At 62.4% G+C, this 18,011-nt stretch carries 22 protein-coding genes and 1 pseudogene; 14 read left to right on the forward strand and 9 right to left on the reverse strand.

The genetic code is table 11. The features are described from left to right. The first annotated feature begins 37 nt into the window (after nucleotides 1-37). From J0A91_RS10765 to J0A91_RS10775, 3 genes and pseudogenes are all read left to right on the forward strand, one after another. Nucleotides 38-1,072, forward strand: coding sequence for an aldo/keto reductase (locus J0A91_RS10765; protein ID WP_069204912.1), 1,035 nt, complete (start codon nucleotides 38-40; stop codon nucleotides 1,070-1,072). Then, on the forward strand, nucleotides 1,069-2,256 hold the full coding sequence (locus tag J0A91_RS10770; protein ID WP_069204913.1) for an MFS transporter: 1,188 nt from the start codon (nucleotides 1,069-1,071) through the stop codon (nucleotides 2,254-2,256). Before J0A91_RS10765 ends, J0A91_RS10770 begins: the two co-directional genes overlap by 4 nt. A 215-nt stretch (nucleotides 2,257-2,471) precedes the next feature. After that, a pseudogene (locus J0A91_RS10775) lies at nucleotides 2,472-3,102 on the forward strand (tyrosine-type recombinase/integrase). A gap of 308 nt (nucleotides 3,103-3,410) precedes the next feature. On the opposite strand, the gene J0A91_RS10780 reads toward J0A91_RS10775, so the two are convergent. The 3 genes from J0A91_RS10780 to J0A91_RS10790 all read right to left on the reverse strand — a co-directional run bounded on the left by J0A91_RS10780 (nucleotide 3,411) and on the right by J0A91_RS10790 (nucleotide 7,453). Next, nucleotides 3,411-4,886, reverse strand: a complete 1,476-nt coding sequence (locus J0A91_RS10780; protein WP_069204914.1) for a carbohydrate porin — start codon at nucleotides 4,884-4,886, stop codon at nucleotides 3,411-3,413. A 101-nt stretch (nucleotides 4,887-4,987) separates the two neighbouring features. Beyond that, the gene (locus tag J0A91_RS10785; RefSeq protein WP_069204915.1) at nucleotides 4,988-6,385 is read right to left on the reverse strand and encodes an MFS transporter; all 1,398 of its coding nucleotides are present in this window, start codon (nucleotides 6,383-6,385) and stop codon (nucleotides 4,988-4,990) included. 105 nt (nucleotides 6,386-6,490) lie between these two features. Beyond that, nucleotides 6,491-7,453: a dihydrodipicolinate synthase family protein gene (locus J0A91_RS10790; protein ID WP_206365020.1), complete on the reverse strand. Its 963-nt coding sequence runs from the start codon at nucleotides 7,451-7,453 to the stop codon at nucleotides 6,491-6,493. 134 nt (nucleotides 7,454-7,587) lie between these two features. Between J0A91_RS10790 and J0A91_RS10795 the strand changes: the two genes are divergently transcribed. Together J0A91_RS10795 and J0A91_RS10800 are read left to right on the forward strand one after the other, a co-directional pair. Next, a complete protein-coding gene (locus tag J0A91_RS10795; protein ID WP_069204916.1) occupies nucleotides 7,588-8,613 on the forward strand; it encodes a LacI family DNA-binding transcriptional regulator in 1,026 nt (341 codons plus the stop codon). 456 nt (nucleotides 8,614-9,069) lie between these two features. Beyond that, complete coding sequence (locus J0A91_RS10800) at nucleotides 9,070-9,621, forward strand: hypothetical protein (protein ID WP_069204917.1); 552 nt, start codon at nucleotides 9,070-9,072, stop codon at nucleotides 9,619-9,621. Nucleotides 9,622-9,903: 282 nt separating this feature from the next. Here the strand turns inward: J0A91_RS10800 and J0A91_RS10805 are convergent, their stop codons facing one another. Beyond that, a complete protein-coding gene (locus J0A91_RS10805; protein WP_069204918.1) occupies nucleotides 9,904-10,434 on the reverse strand; it encodes a Ros/MucR family transcriptional regulator in 531 nt (176 codons plus the stop codon). Between the two features lie 501 nt (nucleotides 10,435-10,935). On the opposite strand from J0A91_RS10805, the gene J0A91_RS10810 reads away from it, so the two are divergent. The 6 genes from J0A91_RS10810 (at nucleotide 10,936) to J0A91_RS10835 (ending at nucleotide 14,059) form a co-directional block, all read left to right on the forward strand. Further along, entirely contained in the window at nucleotides 10,936-11,388 is a 453-nt protein-coding gene (locus tag J0A91_RS10810; protein ID WP_069204919.1) for a hypothetical protein, read from the forward strand. A 135-nt stretch (nucleotides 11,389-11,523) separates the two neighbouring features. Then, nucleotides 11,524-11,676 (forward strand): hypothetical protein, encoded by a 153-nt coding sequence (locus tag J0A91_RS10815; RefSeq protein ID WP_169833128.1) that lies wholly within the window; start codon nucleotides 11,524-11,526, stop codon nucleotides 11,674-11,676. Between the two features lie 228 nt (nucleotides 11,677-11,904). Next, nucleotides 11,905-12,243, forward strand: coding sequence for a hypothetical protein (locus J0A91_RS10820; RefSeq protein WP_150126893.1), 339 nt, complete (start codon nucleotides 11,905-11,907; stop codon nucleotides 12,241-12,243). Nucleotides 12,244-12,265: 22 nt separating this feature from the next. After that, on the forward strand, nucleotides 12,266-12,505 hold the full coding sequence (locus tag J0A91_RS10825; RefSeq protein ID WP_420852821.1) for a DUF5818 domain-containing protein: 240 nt from the start codon (nucleotides 12,266-12,268) through the stop codon (nucleotides 12,503-12,505). Between the two features lie 103 nt (nucleotides 12,506-12,608). Continuing rightward, on the forward strand, nucleotides 12,609-13,367 hold the full coding sequence (locus tag J0A91_RS10830; RefSeq protein WP_083224630.1) for an SOS response-associated peptidase: 759 nt from the start codon (nucleotides 12,609-12,611) through the stop codon (nucleotides 13,365-13,367). 83 nt (nucleotides 13,368-13,450) lie between these two features. Further along, a complete protein-coding gene (locus tag J0A91_RS10835) occupies nucleotides 13,451-14,059 on the forward strand; it encodes a hypothetical protein (protein ID WP_150126894.1) in 609 nt (202 codons plus the stop codon). 358 nt (nucleotides 14,060-14,417) lie between these two features. Here J0A91_RS10835 and J0A91_RS10840 read toward each other — a convergent pair whose 3' ends face one another. Beyond that, entirely contained in the window at nucleotides 14,418-14,858 is a 441-nt protein-coding gene (locus J0A91_RS10840) for a hypothetical protein (RefSeq protein ID WP_069204922.1), read from the reverse strand. A 26-nt stretch (nucleotides 14,859-14,884) separates the two neighbouring features. Then, entirely contained in the window at nucleotides 14,885-15,076 is a 192-nt protein-coding gene (locus tag J0A91_RS10845) for a hypothetical protein (RefSeq protein ID WP_069204923.1), read from the reverse strand. A gap of 158 nt (nucleotides 15,077-15,234) precedes the next feature. Between J0A91_RS10845 and J0A91_RS10850 the strand changes: the two genes are divergently transcribed. Together J0A91_RS10850 and J0A91_RS10855 are read left to right on the forward strand one after the other, a co-directional pair. Continuing rightward, nucleotides 15,235-15,471 carry a hypothetical protein gene (locus J0A91_RS10850; protein WP_069204924.1) on the forward strand — a complete coding sequence of 79 codons (237 nt, stop codon included), beginning with the start codon at nucleotides 15,235-15,237 and terminating at the stop codon, nucleotides 15,469-15,471. Between the two features lie 4 nt (nucleotides 15,472-15,475). Then, a complete protein-coding gene (locus J0A91_RS10855; protein ID WP_069204925.1) occupies nucleotides 15,476-15,880 on the forward strand; it encodes a thermonuclease family protein in 405 nt (134 codons plus the stop codon). Between the two features lie 80 nt (nucleotides 15,881-15,960). Here J0A91_RS10855 and J0A91_RS10860 read toward each other — a convergent pair whose 3' ends face one another. The 3 genes from J0A91_RS10860 to J0A91_RS10870 all read right to left on the reverse strand — a co-directional run bounded on the left by J0A91_RS10860 (nucleotide 15,961) and on the right by J0A91_RS10870 (nucleotide 17,541). Further along, nucleotides 15,961-16,362: a hypothetical protein gene (locus J0A91_RS10860; protein WP_083224633.1), complete on the reverse strand. Its 402-nt coding sequence runs from the start codon at nucleotides 16,360-16,362 to the stop codon at nucleotides 15,961-15,963. Nucleotides 16,363-16,703: 341 nt separating this feature from the next. Then, nucleotides 16,704-16,904, reverse strand: coding sequence for a hypothetical protein (locus tag J0A91_RS10865; protein WP_069204926.1), 201 nt, complete (start codon nucleotides 16,902-16,904; stop codon nucleotides 16,704-16,706). Nucleotides 16,905-16,992: 88 nt separating this feature from the next. Beyond that, entirely contained in the window at nucleotides 16,993-17,541 is a 549-nt protein-coding gene (locus tag J0A91_RS10870; RefSeq protein WP_069204927.1) for a hypothetical protein, read from the reverse strand. A gap of 98 nt (nucleotides 17,542-17,639) precedes the next feature. Between J0A91_RS10870 and J0A91_RS10875 the strand changes: the two genes are divergently transcribed. After that, nucleotides 17,640-17,837, forward strand: coding sequence for a hypothetical protein (locus J0A91_RS10875; RefSeq protein ID WP_069204928.1), 198 nt, complete (start codon nucleotides 17,640-17,642; stop codon nucleotides 17,835-17,837). Nucleotides 17,838-18,011 lie beyond the last annotated feature (174 nt).

Consider the following 18,011-nt stretch of genomic DNA (forward strand, 5'->3'; position numbering starts at 1 on the left):
TCCATCTTTGCCCGAACCAAGCAACAGGACGGTGATCATGGAATATCGGCAATTGGGACGATCGGGTCTGCGCGTGCCCGCGCTCAGCTTCGGCGCAGGCACCTTCGGCGGGCAGGGGCCGCTGTTCAGCGCCTGGGGCCAGAGCGATGCGACCGAGGCACGGCGGCTGATCGACATCTGTCTCGATGCCGGCGTGACGCTGTTCGATACCGCCGACGTCTATTCGGGCGGCGCGTCGGAGGAAATCCTGGGCGAGGCGATCCGCGGCCGCCGCGACGCGGTGCTCATCTCGACCAAGACCGGGCTGCCGATGGGCGACGGCCCGCAGGACTGGGGCGCCTCGCGCGCCCGACTGATCCGCGCCGTCGAGGATGCGCTGCGCCGGCTGGGCACCGACCATATCGACCTGCTCCAGCTCCACGCCTTCGATGCCTCCACCCCCGCCGAGGAAGTGATGGGCACGTTCAACCTGCTGATCGCTTCGGGCAAGGTCCGTTATGCCGGCGTCTCCAACTATCCCGGCTGGCAGGTGATGAAGGCGCTGGCGGTGTCCGAGCGCCATGGCTGGCCGCGGCTGGTCGCCCACCAGGTCTATTATTCGCTGATCGGCCGCGCCTATGAGGCGGACCTGATGCCGCTCGCCGCCGACCAGGGCGTGGGCGCGCTGGTATGGAGCCCGCTTGGCTGGGGCCGGCTGACCGGCAAGATCGGCCGCGATCGCCCGATCCCGGAAGGCAGCCGCCTGCACGCGACCGAACAGTTCGCGCCGCCGGTGGAAGCCGAGCATCTCTACCGCGTCGTCGATGCGCTGGAAGCGGTCGCCACCGAGACCGGCAAGACCGTGCCGCAGGTCGCGATCAACTGGCTGTTGCAGCGCCCAACCGTCGCTTCGGTGATCATCGGCGCGCGCAACGAAGCGCAGCTGCGCCAAAATCTCGGCGCCGTCGGCTGGGCACTCAGCCCAGAGCAGATTGCCGCGCTCGATCGCGCGAGCGAAATACTGCCATCCTATCCGCATACTCCCTATCGCCAGCAGGAAGGCTTTGCCCGCCTCGCCCCGAGGCTCGCATGACCGAAGCGCAGCGGAAGAACCAGCTCGGCCTGATGGCGCTCGCGGTGGGCGCCTTCGGTATCGGGGTAACCGAATTCGCGCCGATGGGGCTGTTGCCAGTCATCGCCCGCGATCTGCAGGTCTCCATCCCCGCGGCGGGGCTGCTGATCAGCGCCTATGCGCTGGGCGTCATGATCGGCGCGCCGCTGATGACGCTGACCACCGGCCAGGTGCCAAGGCGAACGCTGCTGATCGGGCTGGCGGGCATCTTCACCGCGGGCAACCTGCTCGCGGCAGTGTCCGACAGCTATGCCCTGCTGCTCGTCGCGCGCGTGCTCACCTCGTTCAATCACGGTGCCTTTTTCGGCGTCGGCTCGGTCGTGGCGGCGGGGCTGGTGGCGCCCGAGCGCAAAGCGAGCGCGGTCGCCTCGATGTTCATGGGGCTGACCATCGCCAATGTGGTGGGTGTGCCGCTCGCCACCTGGGCCGGCGAGCATCTCGGATGGCGCGCATCCTTCTGGGGCATTGTCTGCCTCGGCGTGCTGACGATGGCCGCACTGCGTCTGACCCTGCCTGCGCTCCCTGCACCCGAGAGCGGCAACGTGTTCGCAGAGCTCAGGGTGCTCACCCGCAAGCAGGTGCTGGGTGCGTTGGCGCTGACCGTGGTCGGATCGAGCGCGATGTTCACCGTGTTCACCTACATTACCCCAATCCTGCGCGAGGCGACGCACGCATCGCTGGGCATCATCACCGCGATGCTGATGCTATATGGCCTGGGGCTGACGGCGGGCAACTGGCTGGGCGGCCGGTTCGCCGATCGCTCGGTCGACCGCACCCTGCTGATCACGCTGGCCAGTCTGTCCGCTATCCTGATCGCCTTCGCCCTGCTGATGCCGCAGGCGGTTCCGAGCGCGGTGCTGATTTTCCTCTGGGGTGTCGCAAGCTTTGCGCTGGTGCCGCCGTTGCAGGTGCGGGTGATGACCGCGGCAGCGGACGCGCCCAACCTCGCCTCCGCGGTCAATATCGGCGCGTTCAACATGGGCAATGCGTTCGGTGCGGCGCTGGGCGGTGGCGTTATTGCCGCGGGGTTCGGCTATCCGGCCGTGGCACTGGCCGGGGCCGCGACCTCGCTGATCGGGCTGGTGGCGCTATGGGCCACCAGCGGCGGCAAGGCGCAGTGCCGACCGGCTTGGAGCGGCTCATAAGCCGTCCGCGGTATTTCCATCCCGATGCGCGGGCCCTTGCCCCGGCCGCAGCATCGAGCGGTTCGCCTGCCATCAGCTCCTGTGCCGCAGCCATCAGGGCGGGATCCGCCGTGGCCGCTGCGTCGTATTCTGGTCGGCAGGTGCCTCAAGGCACTCCTAACTATCAGGCGCCAAAGCGTTCTTCGGACGGCCACTCTGGCCATCGGAGAATGATCATGGAGATGCCTGAAACCGAACCCACCGCGACAAAGCGCCCAGTCTGGAATGCCGGACGGACCGTCGGCGCGAAGCGCGCGCTGAAACCGAAGCAAATATGGGAGATCCGATTTTACCTCAATCAGCGCCGCCGCTTGCGAGATCGGGCGCTGTTCGACCTGGCGATCGACAGCAAACTCCGAGGCCGCGACCTGGTGCAGATGAAGATCCGCGACCTTGTCAGCGGCGGGCAGATCCGAACGCGTGCGATCGTGATGCAACAGAAAACCGGTCGGCCGGTCCAGTTCGAATTGCTTCCAGACGCTCGGACCAGCCTGCTGGCGTGGCTTGAACGGCGGGGCGGCGCAGTGGACGACTATGTCTTTCCCAGCAGGATTGATCATAATGGGCATCTCAGCACCCGCCAGTATGCACGGCTTGTCGATGAATGGGTGACGGGTCGGCTTGATGCGAAGCGAGTATGGCACTCACTCCCTTCGTCGAACGAAGGCATCGATCATCTACAGGGCGACCGGCAATCTGCGCGCTGTCCAGATTCTCCTGGGTCATAGCAAGATCGAGAACACAGTGCGCTATCTCGGCATCGACGTGGAAGACGCGCTTGCCCTTGCCGAGAATACCGAAATCTGACCCGATGGCTCCTCGCCTCCGGCGAGGGGCCTCTTCACCGTGCTTTGAGACTTTGCGGTCCTTCAAGTCTGGAGTTTCGAGCGGCAGCTTCGGCAACTTGCAGTCATTCCGGATAATGCCAGTGCAATCCCACCCACGTGAAGGATTGTCGGTAAGCGGCAGTCGGCATTCGGTACGGAAAACACGTAGTCGCCATTCATGCTAGTTTATGTGCATCGCGCTCTGAATTTCGTGGCTATTGTAACAGTTGCGACGACGTCGTGCTCCTTATCACCGGACAATTATCTCTGAAAATGAATGATCGATTGTCATCTCCAAACAGGCAGGCCAAGAACCGCTCCCGCCTCGATTGAAATTCTCATCCCAAATGCAAGAATATTGTCGGACTGATGCACGGCGTTCGGCTTCAGGATGTTGTCCGGGTTCACCACATATTGAACGTTCGGATTGACCTTGATTCCCCGGCTCAGCTTGAAGCCGTAGTTCAGCTCGAATATCCCTTCGGCGTTGCGGACGGTGTCGGTGCCACCGGCTGCCCGCCTCGATGCCTGCAGGAAATCGATTTCCCGGTCTCCCAGCCGGATATAGCTTCCGACGATGCCGAACGTATCTTCAGGGCGGCTCGCAAATGGGCCAGTCACGACGGCGCCGAAGATCGTCTGGTTCTTGAAAACCCCGTAATCCTCGCCGGTGCCGATCGAGCCGCCGAACAGCGTCACGTTGCGGCGCTTGTCGGACCCGAGGCGGGTGAGCACGACGTCGCCCATCGCATACCATCCGCTCTGACCGCCCTGATGCATCAGCGGCGTGCCCTTGAAGGCGCCGCGCGAAAGCCCTTTCGTGTTGAAATAGGGATCGGCGACGGGGGAGCTGTTGCGGAACCCGCCGAGCCGGACATGATAGGCGTGCGCGGCGAGCGGTGATGCCGATTGGAAGCCGATCTCGATAGCCGTCTGCACGCCGCTGTCGTTCTTGGTAGACCAGTCGAAGCCGTTGGTGGCGTTGAGCGTCGGGTTGGCTTCGAACGCGCCGATCTGCGCGTAGAAACGCTTCGAGGGGTTGACCTTCACTCGCCCGCCCCACGTTCCATAGGGGAAGAAGTTCAGCGCCTTGTTCTGGATCGGCAACACCGCGGGATTGAAGCAGACCGAGTTGTTCTGGAAGTTGCAGTAGATCGTCGACGCGTTGAAAAACGTCAGTGCCGAGACGCGGCCGCCCGTGATGTTGACCTTGCCGCCGAACAGATCCTGATCGAGCGACATCGCGGACAGGCGCATGTTATGGAACGTTTTGAAGCGCGTCTGGAAGCTGACCGCGTTCCCGGTATGATCGGCGGCGAGCGAAGTGCCGATAGACTTGTTGATCGACATATGGAACGAGGCGCCCTTCCAGCCGACCAGTTTTTGGAGGTCGATGTCGGTGCCGAACGGCATCGCGAACGAGTTGCCGTGGCCGCGACCCTGACCGCCGCTGGTGTTCGCGGCGAACTCATCGACGAGCAGCGCGCGCAGATAGATGCCGTGGTCGGCGAGCGCATTGCCGATGCCGCGCAGCGGCCCGGTCGGCGGCGGCGGCACATAGCCGTTGCCGGGCGGGGGAAGGATGTGAAGCTGGGGAAGCGCGCGAGCGCGATCGGGCTGGCCGGTAGTTGGCGTGGTGCGGCTTGCCGCTTCGGTATCGGGCTTGGCGTCCCCGGCAGTGGTTTGAGGTGTGCCGGCGGACTGCGCGTGCAGCGGCGACGAATAGAGCGCGGCACATCCCGCAAGCAGTGCGAGCTTTGTCATGATGAAACTCTCCTGAGCGGCGCCTCCTTTGCACGGGCGCCGTCTTGGTTTTTCCGGTTGGCACCCGGTCGGCTTCGGGTCCGAAGCCGACCGGGGCCGCGTCAGGGGGAGAGTGTTTCGAGCGGCTGTCCGGCCGTTTCGGGTGCGCGGAACAGGACGACGAGGCCGGTGACCGCGGCGACCCCGGCGAAGGCGGCGAACACCGGCGCCACCGATCCACCGCCGACGATCAGCCCGATCACCCACGGCCCCGCCATCGACCCCGCGCGCAGCCACGCACTGCCGAGGCCGGCGCCGAGCGAGCGTAGCCGCGTCGGATAAAGCTCGCCCGAATAGAGGTAGAGCGAATAGGTCACGGTCTGCATCGCCGCGAAAGCCGGTGTCGCGAGCAGCAGCACGGCCAGCGGCGTCGTCGCACCCTGAAGATATAGCGCCAGCAGGGGCACGACCGAGAAGAACAGCGCGCCAATGTACCAGCGCCGACGCCCGACGCGATCGATCGTCAGCGCGCAGATCAACGAGGCGACGAGCGCGACGCCGGTGGTGATGAACCCCCAGCCGATCGCCTTGCTGACCGACATGTCGAACACCGTCTTGTAAAGTGTCGGCAGCCACGTCACGAGGCCGTTGTTGATCATATATGTGCCGAACCACATGATCCACAGCAGGAGCGTGCGCGGCCCGTAAAATGCCCCGAACAACTCCTTGAGCGACCCGACCGGTTTCGCAGCGGCGACCTTCGCGATCACGCGCGGTTCCGCCAGTGTCTTGCCGCTCTTGATCGCACTGGCCTCGAGCCGCGCGATCACCGTCTCCGCCTCGGAGAAGCGTCCGCGACCGATCAGCCAGCGCGGGCTTTCGAACAGAAAGAAGCGCAGGGGGATGACCAGCGCCAGCGGCACCATGCCGACGATGAACATCGACTTCCAGCCGAACGTCGGCACCATCACCAGCCCGATCGCTCCCGCCGAGGTGAGCCCGACCAGGAACAGCAGTTCGTAGAGCAGGAAGAAGCGCCCGCGCTTCTTCGCGGCGCTGAATTCGTTGACATAGGCGCTGGCGACGGGAACCTCGCCGCCAGTGCCGATCCCTTGCAGGAAGCGGAACAGCATGAGCGATTGCGCGCTCCACGCGAAGATGCAGCCGAAGCTCATCACCGCGAAGATGCCGATAGCGATGGCGAGCACCGGCAGCCGGCCGATCCGCTCGGCGAGCCAACCGCACAGCACCGCGCCGATCAACTGGCCGAAATAGCCCGAGGAGATGATCGCCGCCGTGGTTGCTGGGGTGAGGTGCCAGGTCTGTGCGAGGATCGGCATCGCATAGGCGATCGCGATCGTCGTATAGCCGTCGAAGAAGGTCGCCATCCCGACACAGCCACGCGCCCACATCACGTGCCTAGTCATCGGCAGGCGTTCCAGGCGTGCGGTCAGGCGGGAACCATCGTCCATCGGCACGGCGTCCCACCGCGTCGCCTCGCCCGTCAAGGTCGTCGTCATTTCGCCTCTCCTCGAACCGCATGCCATCTGTCCCGGAAAGTCCGGCGGGCATGTCCGTCATGGATGAAAAAGGCACCCCGGATGCCGGGGTGCTCACGGTCGGATTTAGATGATCCTGGCTTCCTTCATCGCCGCCTCGATCTCCTTCTCGGCTTCCGGCGACAGATCGAGCAGCGGCGAGCGGATCGTGGCGTTGGTCAGCACACCGCGCGCGCGCAGCGCGATCTTGAGCGCAACCGTGCCCTCCATGTGCGAACCGCGATGATAGACGCTCTTCGTCACCGGCAGGAGCTGGTCGTGGATCGCGCGTGCCTTCGCGTAGTCCTTCGCCTTGCCCGCCTGGATCAAAGCGAACAGCAACTCGGGCGCGATATTGCCGTAGCCGACCAGCGCGCCGTCCACGTCGAACATCGTGTGCAGCAGATATTCGTCATGGCAGGTGAGGATCTGTAGTTCGGGGAATTCGTTGCGCAGCACGGGGATTTCGGTGTCCCAACGCTTCATGTTGCGCACGCCGTTCTTGGTCGCGACCACGCCCGGCTGGGCGGCAAGCTCGAGCTGAGTCTTGAGATTGTAATTGGCCTTGGTGACATCCGGGTACTGGAAGAGGATGCACTGGAGGCCCGATGCCTCGTAGATCGCCTTGTAGCGATCCTGCGGCGCGCCATCCTGATAGCCGAAGCGCAGCCAGCCGTGCGACGGATAGACCAGCGCGCCGATCGCGCCGGCATCGGCTGCACGACGCGCTTCGCGCGAGGCGACTTCGGTGCCTTCGCCGGTGATGCCGGCGATCACGGGAATCGTGTCGCCGACCGCTTCGACATAGGTTTCGATCAGCTTGACCTGCTCGTCCTGGGTCAGGAACGTGCCTTCGCCGGCGTGGCCGAGGATGACGAGGCTCTTCACGCCTTCCTTGGCGGCGAGCCATTTGGCGAGGGCGATGTTGGCGTCCCAATCGACCTGGCCGTCGGTGGTGAACACCGTGACGGGCGCGGGATTGAGGCCGCGCAGGTCCATCACGTCGGCCGGCGCGGGACGGGTTTGTGGCAGGGGGTTGAAGGCGTTCATGACTCTCTCCGTGTTTTATGGATCGTTTGCGGGAACGTTCCCACAATCGTTCCGATTCGCGCTGGTGTCAATCCCGGCGGACACGCTATGAGGGCGGGCAGCGCCAGTGCGCGGCGACAGGAGCCTTGGATCGGATGAACAAACGCGTTGGCACGATGAAGACCGGGCGCGTGACGTTGCATGACGTCGCGGCGGCCGCCGGCGTGTCGAAGTCCACTGTGTCGCGTGTTCTCGACGAACGGTTGCCGCAATCGGACGGCGAGACGGCGCTACGCGTGCGGCAAGTCGCCGCCGACATGGGCTATTTTCGCGATCTTTCCGCAGCGAGCCTAAGACGCGGCAAGACGATGGCGGTCGGGGTGATCGTACCACGCCTCACGGACACCGTCATGGCGATGCTCTACGAGGCTCTGGCAAAGGCATGCGCGCGTACCGGACGGTTCGCGATCGTCGCCACCACCGACGACCGGCCTGGTGCCGATCGCGCGGCGGCGGACTCGCTCCTCCGGCGCGGCATCGATGGGCTCGTTCTGGCGACCGCGCGCGACGGCGACGATTTCGCCGCCGAGCTGGTCGAACGCGATGTGTCGTTCGTGCTCGCGCTCAGGACCGACGGGAAGAGCCTGTCGTCGGTCGGAGACGATAGGCTCGGGGGCTATCTCGCCGCCCGCCATCTGCTCGATCTTGGCCATCGCCGGATCGGCCTGATCGCCGGCCCCGACTATGCGTCGAGTTCGCGTGGTCGCGTCGAGGGGTATCGGCAGGCTTTGCTAGAAGCGGGCGTGGCGATCGACGAGGATATCATCGTCAGTTCGACCTTCGGCATCGATGCCGGCGCGGTGGCAGCGGCGCAGTTGATGGACGCAGCCAATCCGCCGTCCGCGATCTTTGCAGTCAACGACAATACGGCGATCGGTGCGCTCTCCACACTGGCGCGGCGCGGCATCGTGGTCCCGGGAGATGTTTCGGTTGTCGGTTACAACGATATTCCCATCGTCAGTCACCTGCCTACGGCACTAACAACCATACGGGTTCCCTTCGACCAGATTGCGGTCGCCGCGCTCGACTTGCTCGACGGTATCGGGCGTGACGAAGACCGCCTTCGCGTGGCAACACCCACGCTTATTCCCCGCGATTCAACAGCTCCAGTGAGAGTGTGAGCGAGGCTGGATCGTCCGCCATCGACGCAGAGGCCTTCGGGATCGGCCGCTTTCAAGGTCGTTAGTCGTCGTGTTCTAAGGCTAGGATTAGACGGCTGCTGACCACATCTTGACCACGCGCGGACGACCGCGCCCTCGAGAAATGACGTTCGCACCGGCGCAAGCCAAGGTCTTGGCGTCGGCGCTCTACCGCCAGACGCGCAAAGAAACGGGAATGGCGGTTCTCAGCGGAATCTGCCATTCACGCGCTAGTCGCGGAACGGCTTGAGTTGGTCGCGAACTGCTAAAACCGGACGGTCCGTACCTTCGCCGCCGATCCACAGGCCCGACTAGCCACGCTTTGGCTGTGTCACCAGTGTCACTTTACCTGCGCGGGTAAAGTGACACTGGTGATTTTTGTTGGGTCGTATGATTTAGGGGGATTCACAGAGGAATCGCTTGTGCTAGATTCTCGCTATGTTCCACCAAGCCGATCTGTTTGACCAAATCAAACACGCCCCGCAGGCAGCGGCGCCGCGACCTATCGCGCTGCCAGACCTTGTCGAGCGCGTGTCTCAGGCATCGAGACGTCCCAGATATGTTTTCCTCATCCTTAACCTGATCGCGAAGGCCGCAGGAGAGAATGGCAGTCTCGGACCTTATGTCCGAAGCGAAGCCGACCAAGTCCCGGTACGCGACTGGCTATGCCAGGCGCTTGTACCGCTGGCCCACCGCGACTGTCGCCGAACGGCCATGATTGCAGCGGTCCGGTCGGAGCTGATGGCGAAGGCGGACGCCTCGGAAAATGCAGGCGATCTGGCTCAGCAGCAGAATGAGGAGATCGAGGCGCGCATCCTGAGATCCGGTCGGACGAATGTAAGCCGGGCGGTATCGGACCTTGTACGCGCTGGTCTGCTGCATCGCCATTATCAGGGGTACCGGGTTGACCATCCCAATCGCGGTGCGCAGCGCGAAGCGGTCTATACGATCGCGGCGGATGTCCGCCTGGCGTTGGCGGGCGCCTGTTGAAACGGAGCTATATTTGCTGCGCAGTGAATATCGCCGTATCGCCGATTCTCTTCATTTGACGACCCACACATGAGTAGTAACGTACTGATAAAGCAACATGAGGGATATTTCTAGGCTGGCGCACCAGCCGCGGTTTGAATGTCATTAACGCTGGTGGGTAGACCGTGGCGCGCAGTCAGCAACTCAAGCGTGATTACCGGTTCTATGCTGACCGCGGCAAAGCCAGACCAGGAGGCTGCCGACTCGCATCACCCAGCATTTCCGGATGATGCGAGCAGAACATCAGGCGTTTTCAGCAGCTTTGCGACGTGTGCGCTTGGCCGGCGCGGGTGCCGGACTCTCGTCGCTGGCGGCCGGAGCTTCGTTGGGCGTTGTTGCCCCTCCACGACCTTTTCGGCCAAGGCCGATCCGCTGCGCCATTTCACGACGGGCGAGCGAGTAGTTCTCAGAAACCATTGGGTAGTCGGAACGCAGATTGTAGCGCTCGCGGTATTGCACGTCGGTCAGACCATGCGTCGAAAGATGACGGCGCAGCGTCTTGTAGGGCTTGCCGTCGATCATCGAGATGATGTGATCCTTCGAGGCCAGTGACTTGCGCACCGAGACGGCCGGCGTGAACTCTTCCGCGGGTGCGGCTTCACCACCCGACGCGTCCGCTGCCGATGATCCCGAACCGAGTTCGACGATTGTGGTGTGCATCGTGCGCAGGAATGCCGGCACATCGTCGGCCGACACGCGATTGTTCTGATTGCCGAGCCACGCGATCGTCAGTTCGGTGGCGAGCTCGACGGGGTTCACGGTTTCTTCTTCCATATCAATATGTCCATATGTATTTCTGCGATGTTTCGCTGCGACCAAGGGGATATCCAGTATCGGACAACTCTGCTCTGACGAAGAATCGCCATCAGTGCAAATCTTCGTTCGAAACGGGATCTTCGAATGTGGATTTGCCGTGTTGTCGCCAAACATCAAACGAGGATCCTTCAGATCGCATTCCGTCTTCAGGCGCCGATGGTAATGGATGAGCTTCCGCAGTTCGCTCGGCCGTCAAAGCGTTTGGCTTAAGGTGAAACTACCCCGCGCGCGCTTCGGCGTCTTCAGCCAGATACGCGGCATCCGTGACACGCACCGACTCGTACGTGACGGGAACCACCGTTCTCGATCATGACCGGTACTCTCGCTCGTGTTGAAATACCGCCGTGCCGGGACGTAAATGCGAAGACGCCGACAATTGCCGCCCGCTGCGCAATGGGATAGCATCACTGCTGCCGAGGTTTTCGGCACGATTACCGGGGGGGATTAATGATTAGAAAAATGTATGCGGTCGCTGTGGCGGCCGGCGCGGTTCTGTCGTCGCCAGCATTCGGGGCGACGATTCTGCCACCGGACACGATCATTAATGTGACGCCGTCCGGTGAGCTTACCAGCAAGAAGATGAAAGCGGGCGATAAGGTCGCCTTTCAGCTCGCAACGGATGTAGTCGAGGGCGGCACGGTCGTGCTTCGGCGGGGTGCGCCGGTCGTCGGCGAAATCACCTGGAAGACAGGCAAGGCGATCGGCGGGAAATCCGCCAAGTTCGAGGTGACCTTCCTCACGGTGAGTTCTGATGGCCACGAGTGGAAGCTGAAAGGCAAGTACCGCCAGGAGGGCAAAGGCAACACCGTGGCTGCGCTGCTCGGGTCCATTCTCATCAGCGGGCACTCGGCAACGATGTCACCGGGACAGATCGTGACGGCCTTCACTGCGGAACCGATCCCGGCGCAGTAAAGGGTATCGGCGTTGCGGGTGAACGCCTCTCCCCGCATCTCGTCGATCTTCGGCTCCATGGGCCGAACGGTCGGGAGGATCGCATTTGCGTTCCTCCCGACCAGCTCTTCATCAGCGGCAGATGCGCGCGCGGCGATGATGCCGCCATTCGGTGCGGCACTGCTGGCGACCATGGTTCCAGCGGCGGCGATCATTGCGGTCGTCGCGGTGATCGCGCATGTCGCCACTGCGATGATCCATGCGGTGCTCGCCGCGCGGTGCGTACGATCCGGTGTTCATCTGCGCTGATGCGGCACCTGAGACGCCAATGCCGGAACCATCAGAGCAGCGGCGACGATATGGGTGATCTTCATTTGAGATCCTCTCGACCCGGATGGCCTGTCGAGGAGATACGAGCGGGAGGCGGCATGGTTGCTGAACAGGATCAAGCGACAATGTTCAGGCAGCACACGGTTTCCCTACGCAGCGCTCGTTTGTACTATGCTCGGGCAAGCATGGTTTTGAGGAACAATGCCCGTGACTGGTTCGATCGACGGGCGCTGGCTGATCGACTTTGGCAACGATCGCCCGGCTGAGGCGTGCGGCAACGAGATTGTGCTGGGCGGTGGTGTGGTGGCGCTAGCGCGTACTGGTGTGCCGATCGGACACTATGACGTGTCGCCTGGCGAACTGACCCTTACGCTGCCTCTGCCTGCTTTAGTTGGAGAGGGGGCGTGGCAGATGATCGGACGTTTCGCGCTACCAGACGATGTCGGTACCCATGCAAATCTCGTTGGTGTGATGCAGGGCGTCCATTCGGGCGGCGACGCACTGGACCATCCTTGTATGCTTCGGCGGAGAGCGTCACAGGCTTGATCGATCAACGTGCCGTGATGCCTTGCAGTTCGGCGCGATCAACCGGTATCGCGAACGGATGGACCGCATCGGAAGCCGCATCGACGAGACGGGTACGCTGGTCCGCGATGGTAGCGGCTTCTATCTTCGCCGCGACCTCGGCGGCCGTTACGCGCTGGAACTGCGTCGGGTGCCGGTCGATTTCGTCGAAAAGCGCGTGCGGGTGATTGGTACGCTGGTCGCCGATAATCTCATATCGGCCGATGGAGTTGGTCCGGCTTAGTCTCCGGGCGTGACGCCTGCGGATTCGTGTTGCAGCACGATCCGCCAGCGGCGCCGCTTCGGCATTCTCGTCGGTTATGGGGCCGACAAACCCCGCCGCTCGAATGGCGTTAATATCGTACATCCAGCGAGTTGGCCCCGCCCAAATAGGCGCACATCTGATAGCAAGCAATCGGGTCAGAAATCTGTTAGCGCCGTGCAGGCGAGGAGTTGTCCACATCTGCAACCTTTACACTCTTCGGACATCCGCGGCGGAGGTCGCGGCCCATTTCGGTATCGCCAATTGCGTTGCGTCGAATGCCGGCGAAGACGTCTATCCTGGCGCCCCTGGCGTAGTTGTGCGTGAGGCCGACGGTCAGCGCATCGCGCAGTCGATGACGTGGGGTTTTCCGCTTCGGCTGAAGACGATGGCACCGACCGCCAAGCCAAAGCCGGTCAACAACATCGCCGACCTTACAAAGCCGATGTGGAAGGGTCTGGCCTTAAAGCCGAAATCGCGCTGTCTCATCCCGCTTACCGCCTTTGCCGAAGCGGAGGGACAAAAAGGCAGGAAGACGCGGACCTGGTTCTCCGTCGTCGATCAGCCGATCTTTGCCTGGGCTGGTCTGTGGCGCGACAGCGCAGAGTGGGGACCGGTCTATTCAGGCGTGATGACCGACTGCAACGAGGCAATTCGCCCCGTCCACGACCGAATGCCGGTGCTGCTGCATGCGGGCGAATGGGACGACTGGTTGCATGGCAGCTTCGACGACGCGCTTACGTTGCAGGCGCGGTGCTTCCCGGATCACCTGATCGCAATGGAGCGGACGAGCGAGCCGTGGTTGAAGCGCAAAGATCTGATGATCACGCCCGCATTGATCTGATTGCATCCTGACGCGGGCTTGCGCGATGCCGCTCTTCGGGAGCAAGATGCTCCGACTAACAGCGCGCGTTCTCGGAGCAAAAAATGCGGGGCGTCATAACCGGACTTGTGGTCTGCGTAGCGGCGTCGGCCGCCCAGGCAAAGGAACCTCACCGTAGTGCCGAAGCAATCAAGACCCTGGACCAGTTTGGGCATTGTGTCGCCGAACAGCGGTCAGATGCGATCAAGTTTTTAAGCACGCTGCCTGAGAGCAAAGAGGAAAATAAACAGGCTGTTCGTATCTCTACCTCTAGTTGCCTACATGGCGGCATGCTCAAATTCAGAGCCAATTTGCTGCGTGGAACCGTAGCAGAATTGCTCTTGAAGGAAGACCAAAAGGCACTTCATCGTGCTGGAGTCAAATACACTTTTGATGCGCCATCGGGGGAGGCACTGTCCAGCGTGCCGGACAGGCAGCGTACGGTTATCGCTCTCGTGCTATTCGGACAGTGCGTGGCTCACGAGAAGCCTGAAGCGGTAAAATTGCTATTGAACACACCCGTTGAGAGTCGGGCGGAGTTTGGGGCCTTTGCTCCACTTAAAGATGCAATGACGAAGTGCTCGACAGTGGATTTCAAGGCGGATCGTTTTCAGATGCGCGGGTATCTCGCGGAGGGCGCTTACCGTAACGTCGTGATCCCCACGTCAGGCTGAAGTCTTAAGCCCCTGCATATATGATCCGAAAACGGCGAGATTTACGAGCGAAACAGGCTCACCGCCCGCTTCCACTCGAACGCATCTGGCATCGGCAGATCGATCACCGTAGGTGCGTCTCTCCCGGTTCGGATTGAGACGCCGCGCCGCCCGCAGCCGGTGCATCGCAGCCGGGCCGGAACGAAGTCGAGATGCACGGGCCAACGCTTCCGATGGAACAACCACCAAAGAGCGGCGGCGTGGAACACTGCCTCTCGCCCACAGGATGGGCAATGCGCCTTGATCGTTCGGTGAAACGCTGCCGCTTCGAACAGCGTGGTAGGAACCTGGCCGCCATCGGCATCGTACCGTCCCACGCTCAGGCGACCGCGCGCAGCTTTGGCCCGCGCGCGTCCGGTGCCGCGACAAGATTGAGACCGGGCACGTCTTCCTGCCGGACGGCACGGATCGTCGCCTGCGGCCAGTTCGGGAATACCGCACGAGCCTTCGCGGAGAGCAGCGTGATCGCCGGCATATCTACCAGGTGCGTGACATCGTAGCCGCACCATAGCTCGGGTGGAATACGACCAAGGCGAAAGGTATCCGCCACAACGAGAACAGCGGCGGGGTGGATCGCTCTGTATCCGGCGATGAAACGGGCCAAGCACACGGGGCGCTGGAGCTTCACCTTCTGATCGTATTCGTCTGCGTCATTGGCTTGGAAAACCCGCTGGCCATCGATCTCACCGATATGAATGGTCCAACCGCCGTAAGGCAGCGTCCGCTTCTTGATGGGCCAGCGGTGCGCCAGCCAGTTCACCGTCTCGATTGCGTCCCTAGACACGCTCAGGCGTGCGCCGGAGAGGTTGTGAACAGCGCGGGCTGGTCAGCCCGATCGGCCAGCACCGCACGCGCCTGTTGAGCTGCACCGACGGCCTGCCGATAGTGGATCGTCTTGAAGCGCTCGGCATCATCGAACCCGACCGGTGCCCAATCCTCGGACGGATAGCAGGCGTTATAGATCGCGCGCGGCCGCACGCAGTTGCAGGTCGTGCTGCATTTTCAAGCTCCATTGATGTCGAGCCGCCACGGCGGCGGACGAACAGCTACGCGCATCGCCGAGCGATTCGCAAGAACATTGCGAGAACATCGATCGTGTGCGATGCCGCTTCCGGTGAGTCGCAGGAGTTTGAAAAATGGCGGATTATCAGGACGAGCAGGCAACACCCAAGCTCGCCTTCGGGCGCTGGTTGCTGACCCAGCGCGATCGTGGTGATTGGGTCGACGGCATCGCTGACGCTGCGCGTGCAGACCGCACCTTTCCAAAGAACGGCGATCCTGAAGCTGTCCGGGCGCACCTGAGAAGTCAGCAAGCCGATGGCGACGCCTTCGCGGCGATCGACGATGCGGAAGGCGACTGGATGGCGATTTGACGCGATGTTGTTTCTGATGGCGCTGTTGGCGGCCGGTCCGTTCTCCTGCACGGTCACACGCGTCCACGACGGCGACGGCCCGCTGTGGTGCTCGAATGGGATCAAGGTGCGGATTGCCGGCGTTCAAGCACCGGATTTCGAGAGCGCCGCGCCGTGTCACAGGTCCGACTCTCGCCGGGCGAACTACATCTGCAACGACGCAGCCGCCGCGCGCAGCCAGCAGATCGTGGAGCGCATCGTCCTGCACCAGACGATGACCTGTCAGCCCATGGGAACGAGCTACAGCCGCGTCGTGGCGCGCTGCACGCTCGGGGACGGCCGGTCTTTATCGTGTGCAGTGGTCACGGCCGGCGCTGCCGTGCGCTGGGATCGCTATTGGCGGCAATATCGCATGGGCGAATGCCGATGATCTCCGCACGCGCGCTGACGGGGGAACCTGTGGCGACTCATCCAATCAAGCCGTCGGCGTGCCGATGAGTCGCCTCCCTGTTACCGAGGGATCAGCAATGTTCGCATCTTCTCGCGCATCGTGTCTGAAAGCGATACGAAACGACGGCGTGCGTCGTCTCTGTCACTTTGACCTTTGAGGATACCACGCTTTTCCATGGTCGCCAGCGTGCGCAACGCCGTCGTTGAGGGCACACCGGAAGCGATACAGGCGCTGGTTACAGAGATTTGCGCATTGGTTTCGGCAGCGATGAACAGATCCAGCAATATGTCCCACGCTGGGTCGTGAAAGAGATCGGCGACTTCTGAAAGAATGACACTTCGCCTTCGGCGCAAAGCGTACTTCTTGCGCGCATACGCCAGCGTCTGCGCATGTATGTTCAAATTTGATCCACGGCTGACGCTATTCCACAATTCTCCTGTAGGCTCGATTTCCATTTTCATTGCCCTCCCGGTGGCATGAATCTGTTGTGAGGTTCATAGGGCGCGACTCTTTGTTGTGTTGGCCATTCTAAGGCGCTAAAGTGCAGAACGTACTCATTTCTATGAGTAATTCGTCGCATAATAGAACAATCAGCAAAATTAACGGGGGAATTGTTGCGATTCGGGACGAGTTGACTGTAGTGAAGAAGCGACACGGCGTTGTGGTCGTCGCATCTTCAATGTTGCCTGGGTGATACAGACAACGGTAGAATCTCGGGAAGCGTCTCGATCGAGCGCGTGGAGGATGGGGCGATTGGGTCGTCGCGCGCCGGATCAGACGACCAGCGGCGCGCGACGAAAGCTCAGCACTTCGTGAACTGGCCCTTCTTCGGACCCGACGCGATGTGGCACTTGCCTTTCGCATCTTTGGTGACGCCGCCCTGCGCGGCTGCCTTTTGCGGGCATTTCGTGAACTTGCCCTTGGCATCCTTGCACGGCGCGGCGATGGCTGGCGCAGACGACAGGGCGAGCGTGGCGATGGCAATCATGGCGGTACGGAACATGGCATTTCCTTAGCCGAACAATCCGGCGGACTAAGGCTATTCCGCCCATACGCCCGCTGCAACATGGCGCTGCTCAAACCGGGTTATGCTACCACGACACCGGCCTGACGGCTGTCACGGTGATCGCGCGACCACCGCCGCCCATGGGCCGCAGGGTGACGTTCACGGCGATGGGATCGCGCTCACCTGGGTAGTAGAGATAGGCGTGTTCGCAGGTGCCATCCGCCACCCCGGTAAAATGCGCCGTGGACCTGTCGTCGGGATGGATCGACCGGCTTGGCAGCAGCGGGCCGGGTCCGGGTAGCGCATCTGTCGGAACGGCGGATAGATCGCCGGCGAACTTGGCGAACACGCGATCACTCTTCAGTACACCTCTGACTTTCCCGGCAGGAAAGTCGATTTGCTGGAACCACCATATATCCTTGGTCCGATTGCGCACATGGATCGTAAGATGCGCCCAATCGGGATGGTCGTCCGGAGTGATCATCACGCGAATGCGCAGACCGGGGCGCAAACCGGTCCGAGCGAGACGGCTGCGGGCACGCCGGATGAGCATTCGCCGAAGAAGCGTGGGAGCCGACGCGAGCACGGCACCGATCGGGAAGCCGATGGCAAGCGGCACCAACCATTTGCTCATCCGCGAACTGCCCCCTCTGCACCGCGCGCAAATCATAACAATCAGCGCGGGGCTGTCATCTCCTTGCAGCCGTCCGCGTTAGGCGCCAAGGCTTAGGAATGCGCACGACCTTCGCCAGCACCAGCGTTCGGCTGTATCATCTTAGCGAGGACGACGCTGCGGCGCAGACGTTGTTCTATGGGACGATGAGCGAGGCTTTGTCTGTTGCGCGTCAGCAGCCTGAGGATGTGCAGGCGGGATTGTGGTTCGCGACGGAGAACGACGTGGTGGCGTTCCTTGATCTGGACGAAGGTTGAGCAGAGCGCGCCGCTGAGCAGAGTGATGAGCCGGATCGACGGGGGCATCGACCGGCTTTGATCACCTACATCCCGGAGACTCGGTCGGCTGGGCGAGTTGCGTCGGGCTGACGGGGGCATCTCGTCAGCGCCGCCTCTGAAAGGCGAATATGGATTTCGCTCTCGCGTTTGCGG

Origin of the sequence: Sphingomonas panacis, from assembly GCF_001717955.1 — a bacterium.
Classification (GTDB): domain Bacteria; phylum Pseudomonadota; class Alphaproteobacteria; order Sphingomonadales; family Sphingomonadaceae; genus Sphingomonas; species Sphingomonas panacis.

What these genes read in the sequence shown, in the direction of transcription:
- J0A91_RS10765 (WP_069204912.1), top strand. Translation starts at nt 38, where the DNA reads ATGGAATATCGGCAATTGGGACGATCGGGTCTGCGCGTGCCCGCGCTC.
- J0A91_RS10770 (WP_069204913.1), top strand. Translation starts at nt 1,069, where the DNA reads ATGACCGAAGCGCAGCGGAAGAACCAGCTCGGCCTGATGGCGCTCGCG.
- J0A91_RS10780 (WP_069204914.1), bottom strand. Translation starts at nt 4,886, where the DNA reads ATGACAAAGCTCGCACTGCTTGCGGGATGTGCCGCGCTCTATTCGTCG.
- J0A91_RS10785 (WP_069204915.1), bottom strand. Translation starts at nt 6,385, where the DNA reads ATGACGACGACCTTGACGGGCGAGGCGACGCGGTGGGACGCCGTGCCG.
- J0A91_RS10790 (WP_206365020.1), bottom strand. Translation starts at nt 7,453, where the DNA reads ATGAACGCCTTCAACCCCCTGCCACAAACCCGTCCCGCGCCGGCCGAC.
- J0A91_RS10795 (WP_069204916.1), top strand. Translation starts at nt 7,588, where the DNA reads ATGAACAAACGCGTTGGCACGATGAAGACCGGGCGCGTGACGTTGCAT.
- J0A91_RS10800 (WP_069204917.1), top strand. Translation starts at nt 9,070, where the DNA reads ATGTTCCACCAAGCCGATCTGTTTGACCAAATCAAACACGCCCCGCAG.
- J0A91_RS10805 (WP_069204918.1), bottom strand. Translation starts at nt 10,434, where the DNA reads ATGGAAGAAGAAACCGTGAACCCCGTCGAGCTCGCCACCGAACTGACG.
- J0A91_RS10810 (WP_069204919.1), top strand. Translation starts at nt 10,936, where the DNA reads ATGTATGCGGTCGCTGTGGCGGCCGGCGCGGTTCTGTCGTCGCCAGCA.
- J0A91_RS10815 (WP_169833128.1), top strand. Translation starts at nt 11,524, where the DNA reads ATGATGCCGCCATTCGGTGCGGCACTGCTGGCGACCATGGTTCCAGCG.
- J0A91_RS10830 (WP_083224630.1), top strand. Translation starts at nt 12,609, where the DNA reads ATGGCGTTAATATCGTACATCCAGCGAGTTGGCCCCGCCCAAATAGGC.
- J0A91_RS10835 (WP_150126894.1), top strand. Translation starts at nt 13,451, where the DNA reads ATGCGGGGCGTCATAACCGGACTTGTGGTCTGCGTAGCGGCGTCGGCC.
- J0A91_RS10850 (WP_069204924.1), top strand. Translation starts at nt 15,235, where the DNA reads ATGGCGGATTATCAGGACGAGCAGGCAACACCCAAGCTCGCCTTCGGG.
- J0A91_RS10855 (WP_069204925.1), top strand. Translation starts at nt 15,476, where the DNA reads ATGTTGTTTCTGATGGCGCTGTTGGCGGCCGGTCCGTTCTCCTGCACG.
- J0A91_RS10860 (WP_083224633.1), bottom strand. Translation starts at nt 16,362, where the DNA reads ATGAAAATGGAAATCGAGCCTACAGGAGAATTGTGGAATAGCGTCAGC.
- J0A91_RS10865 (WP_069204926.1), bottom strand. Translation starts at nt 16,904, where the DNA reads ATGTTCCGTACCGCCATGATTGCCATCGCCACGCTCGCCCTGTCGTCT.
- J0A91_RS10870 (WP_069204927.1), bottom strand. Translation starts at nt 17,541, where the DNA reads ATGAGCAAATGGTTGGTGCCGCTTGCCATCGGCTTCCCGATCGGTGCC.
- J0A91_RS10875 (WP_069204928.1), top strand. Translation starts at nt 17,640, where the DNA reads ATGCGCACGACCTTCGCCAGCACCAGCGTTCGGCTGTATCATCTTAGC.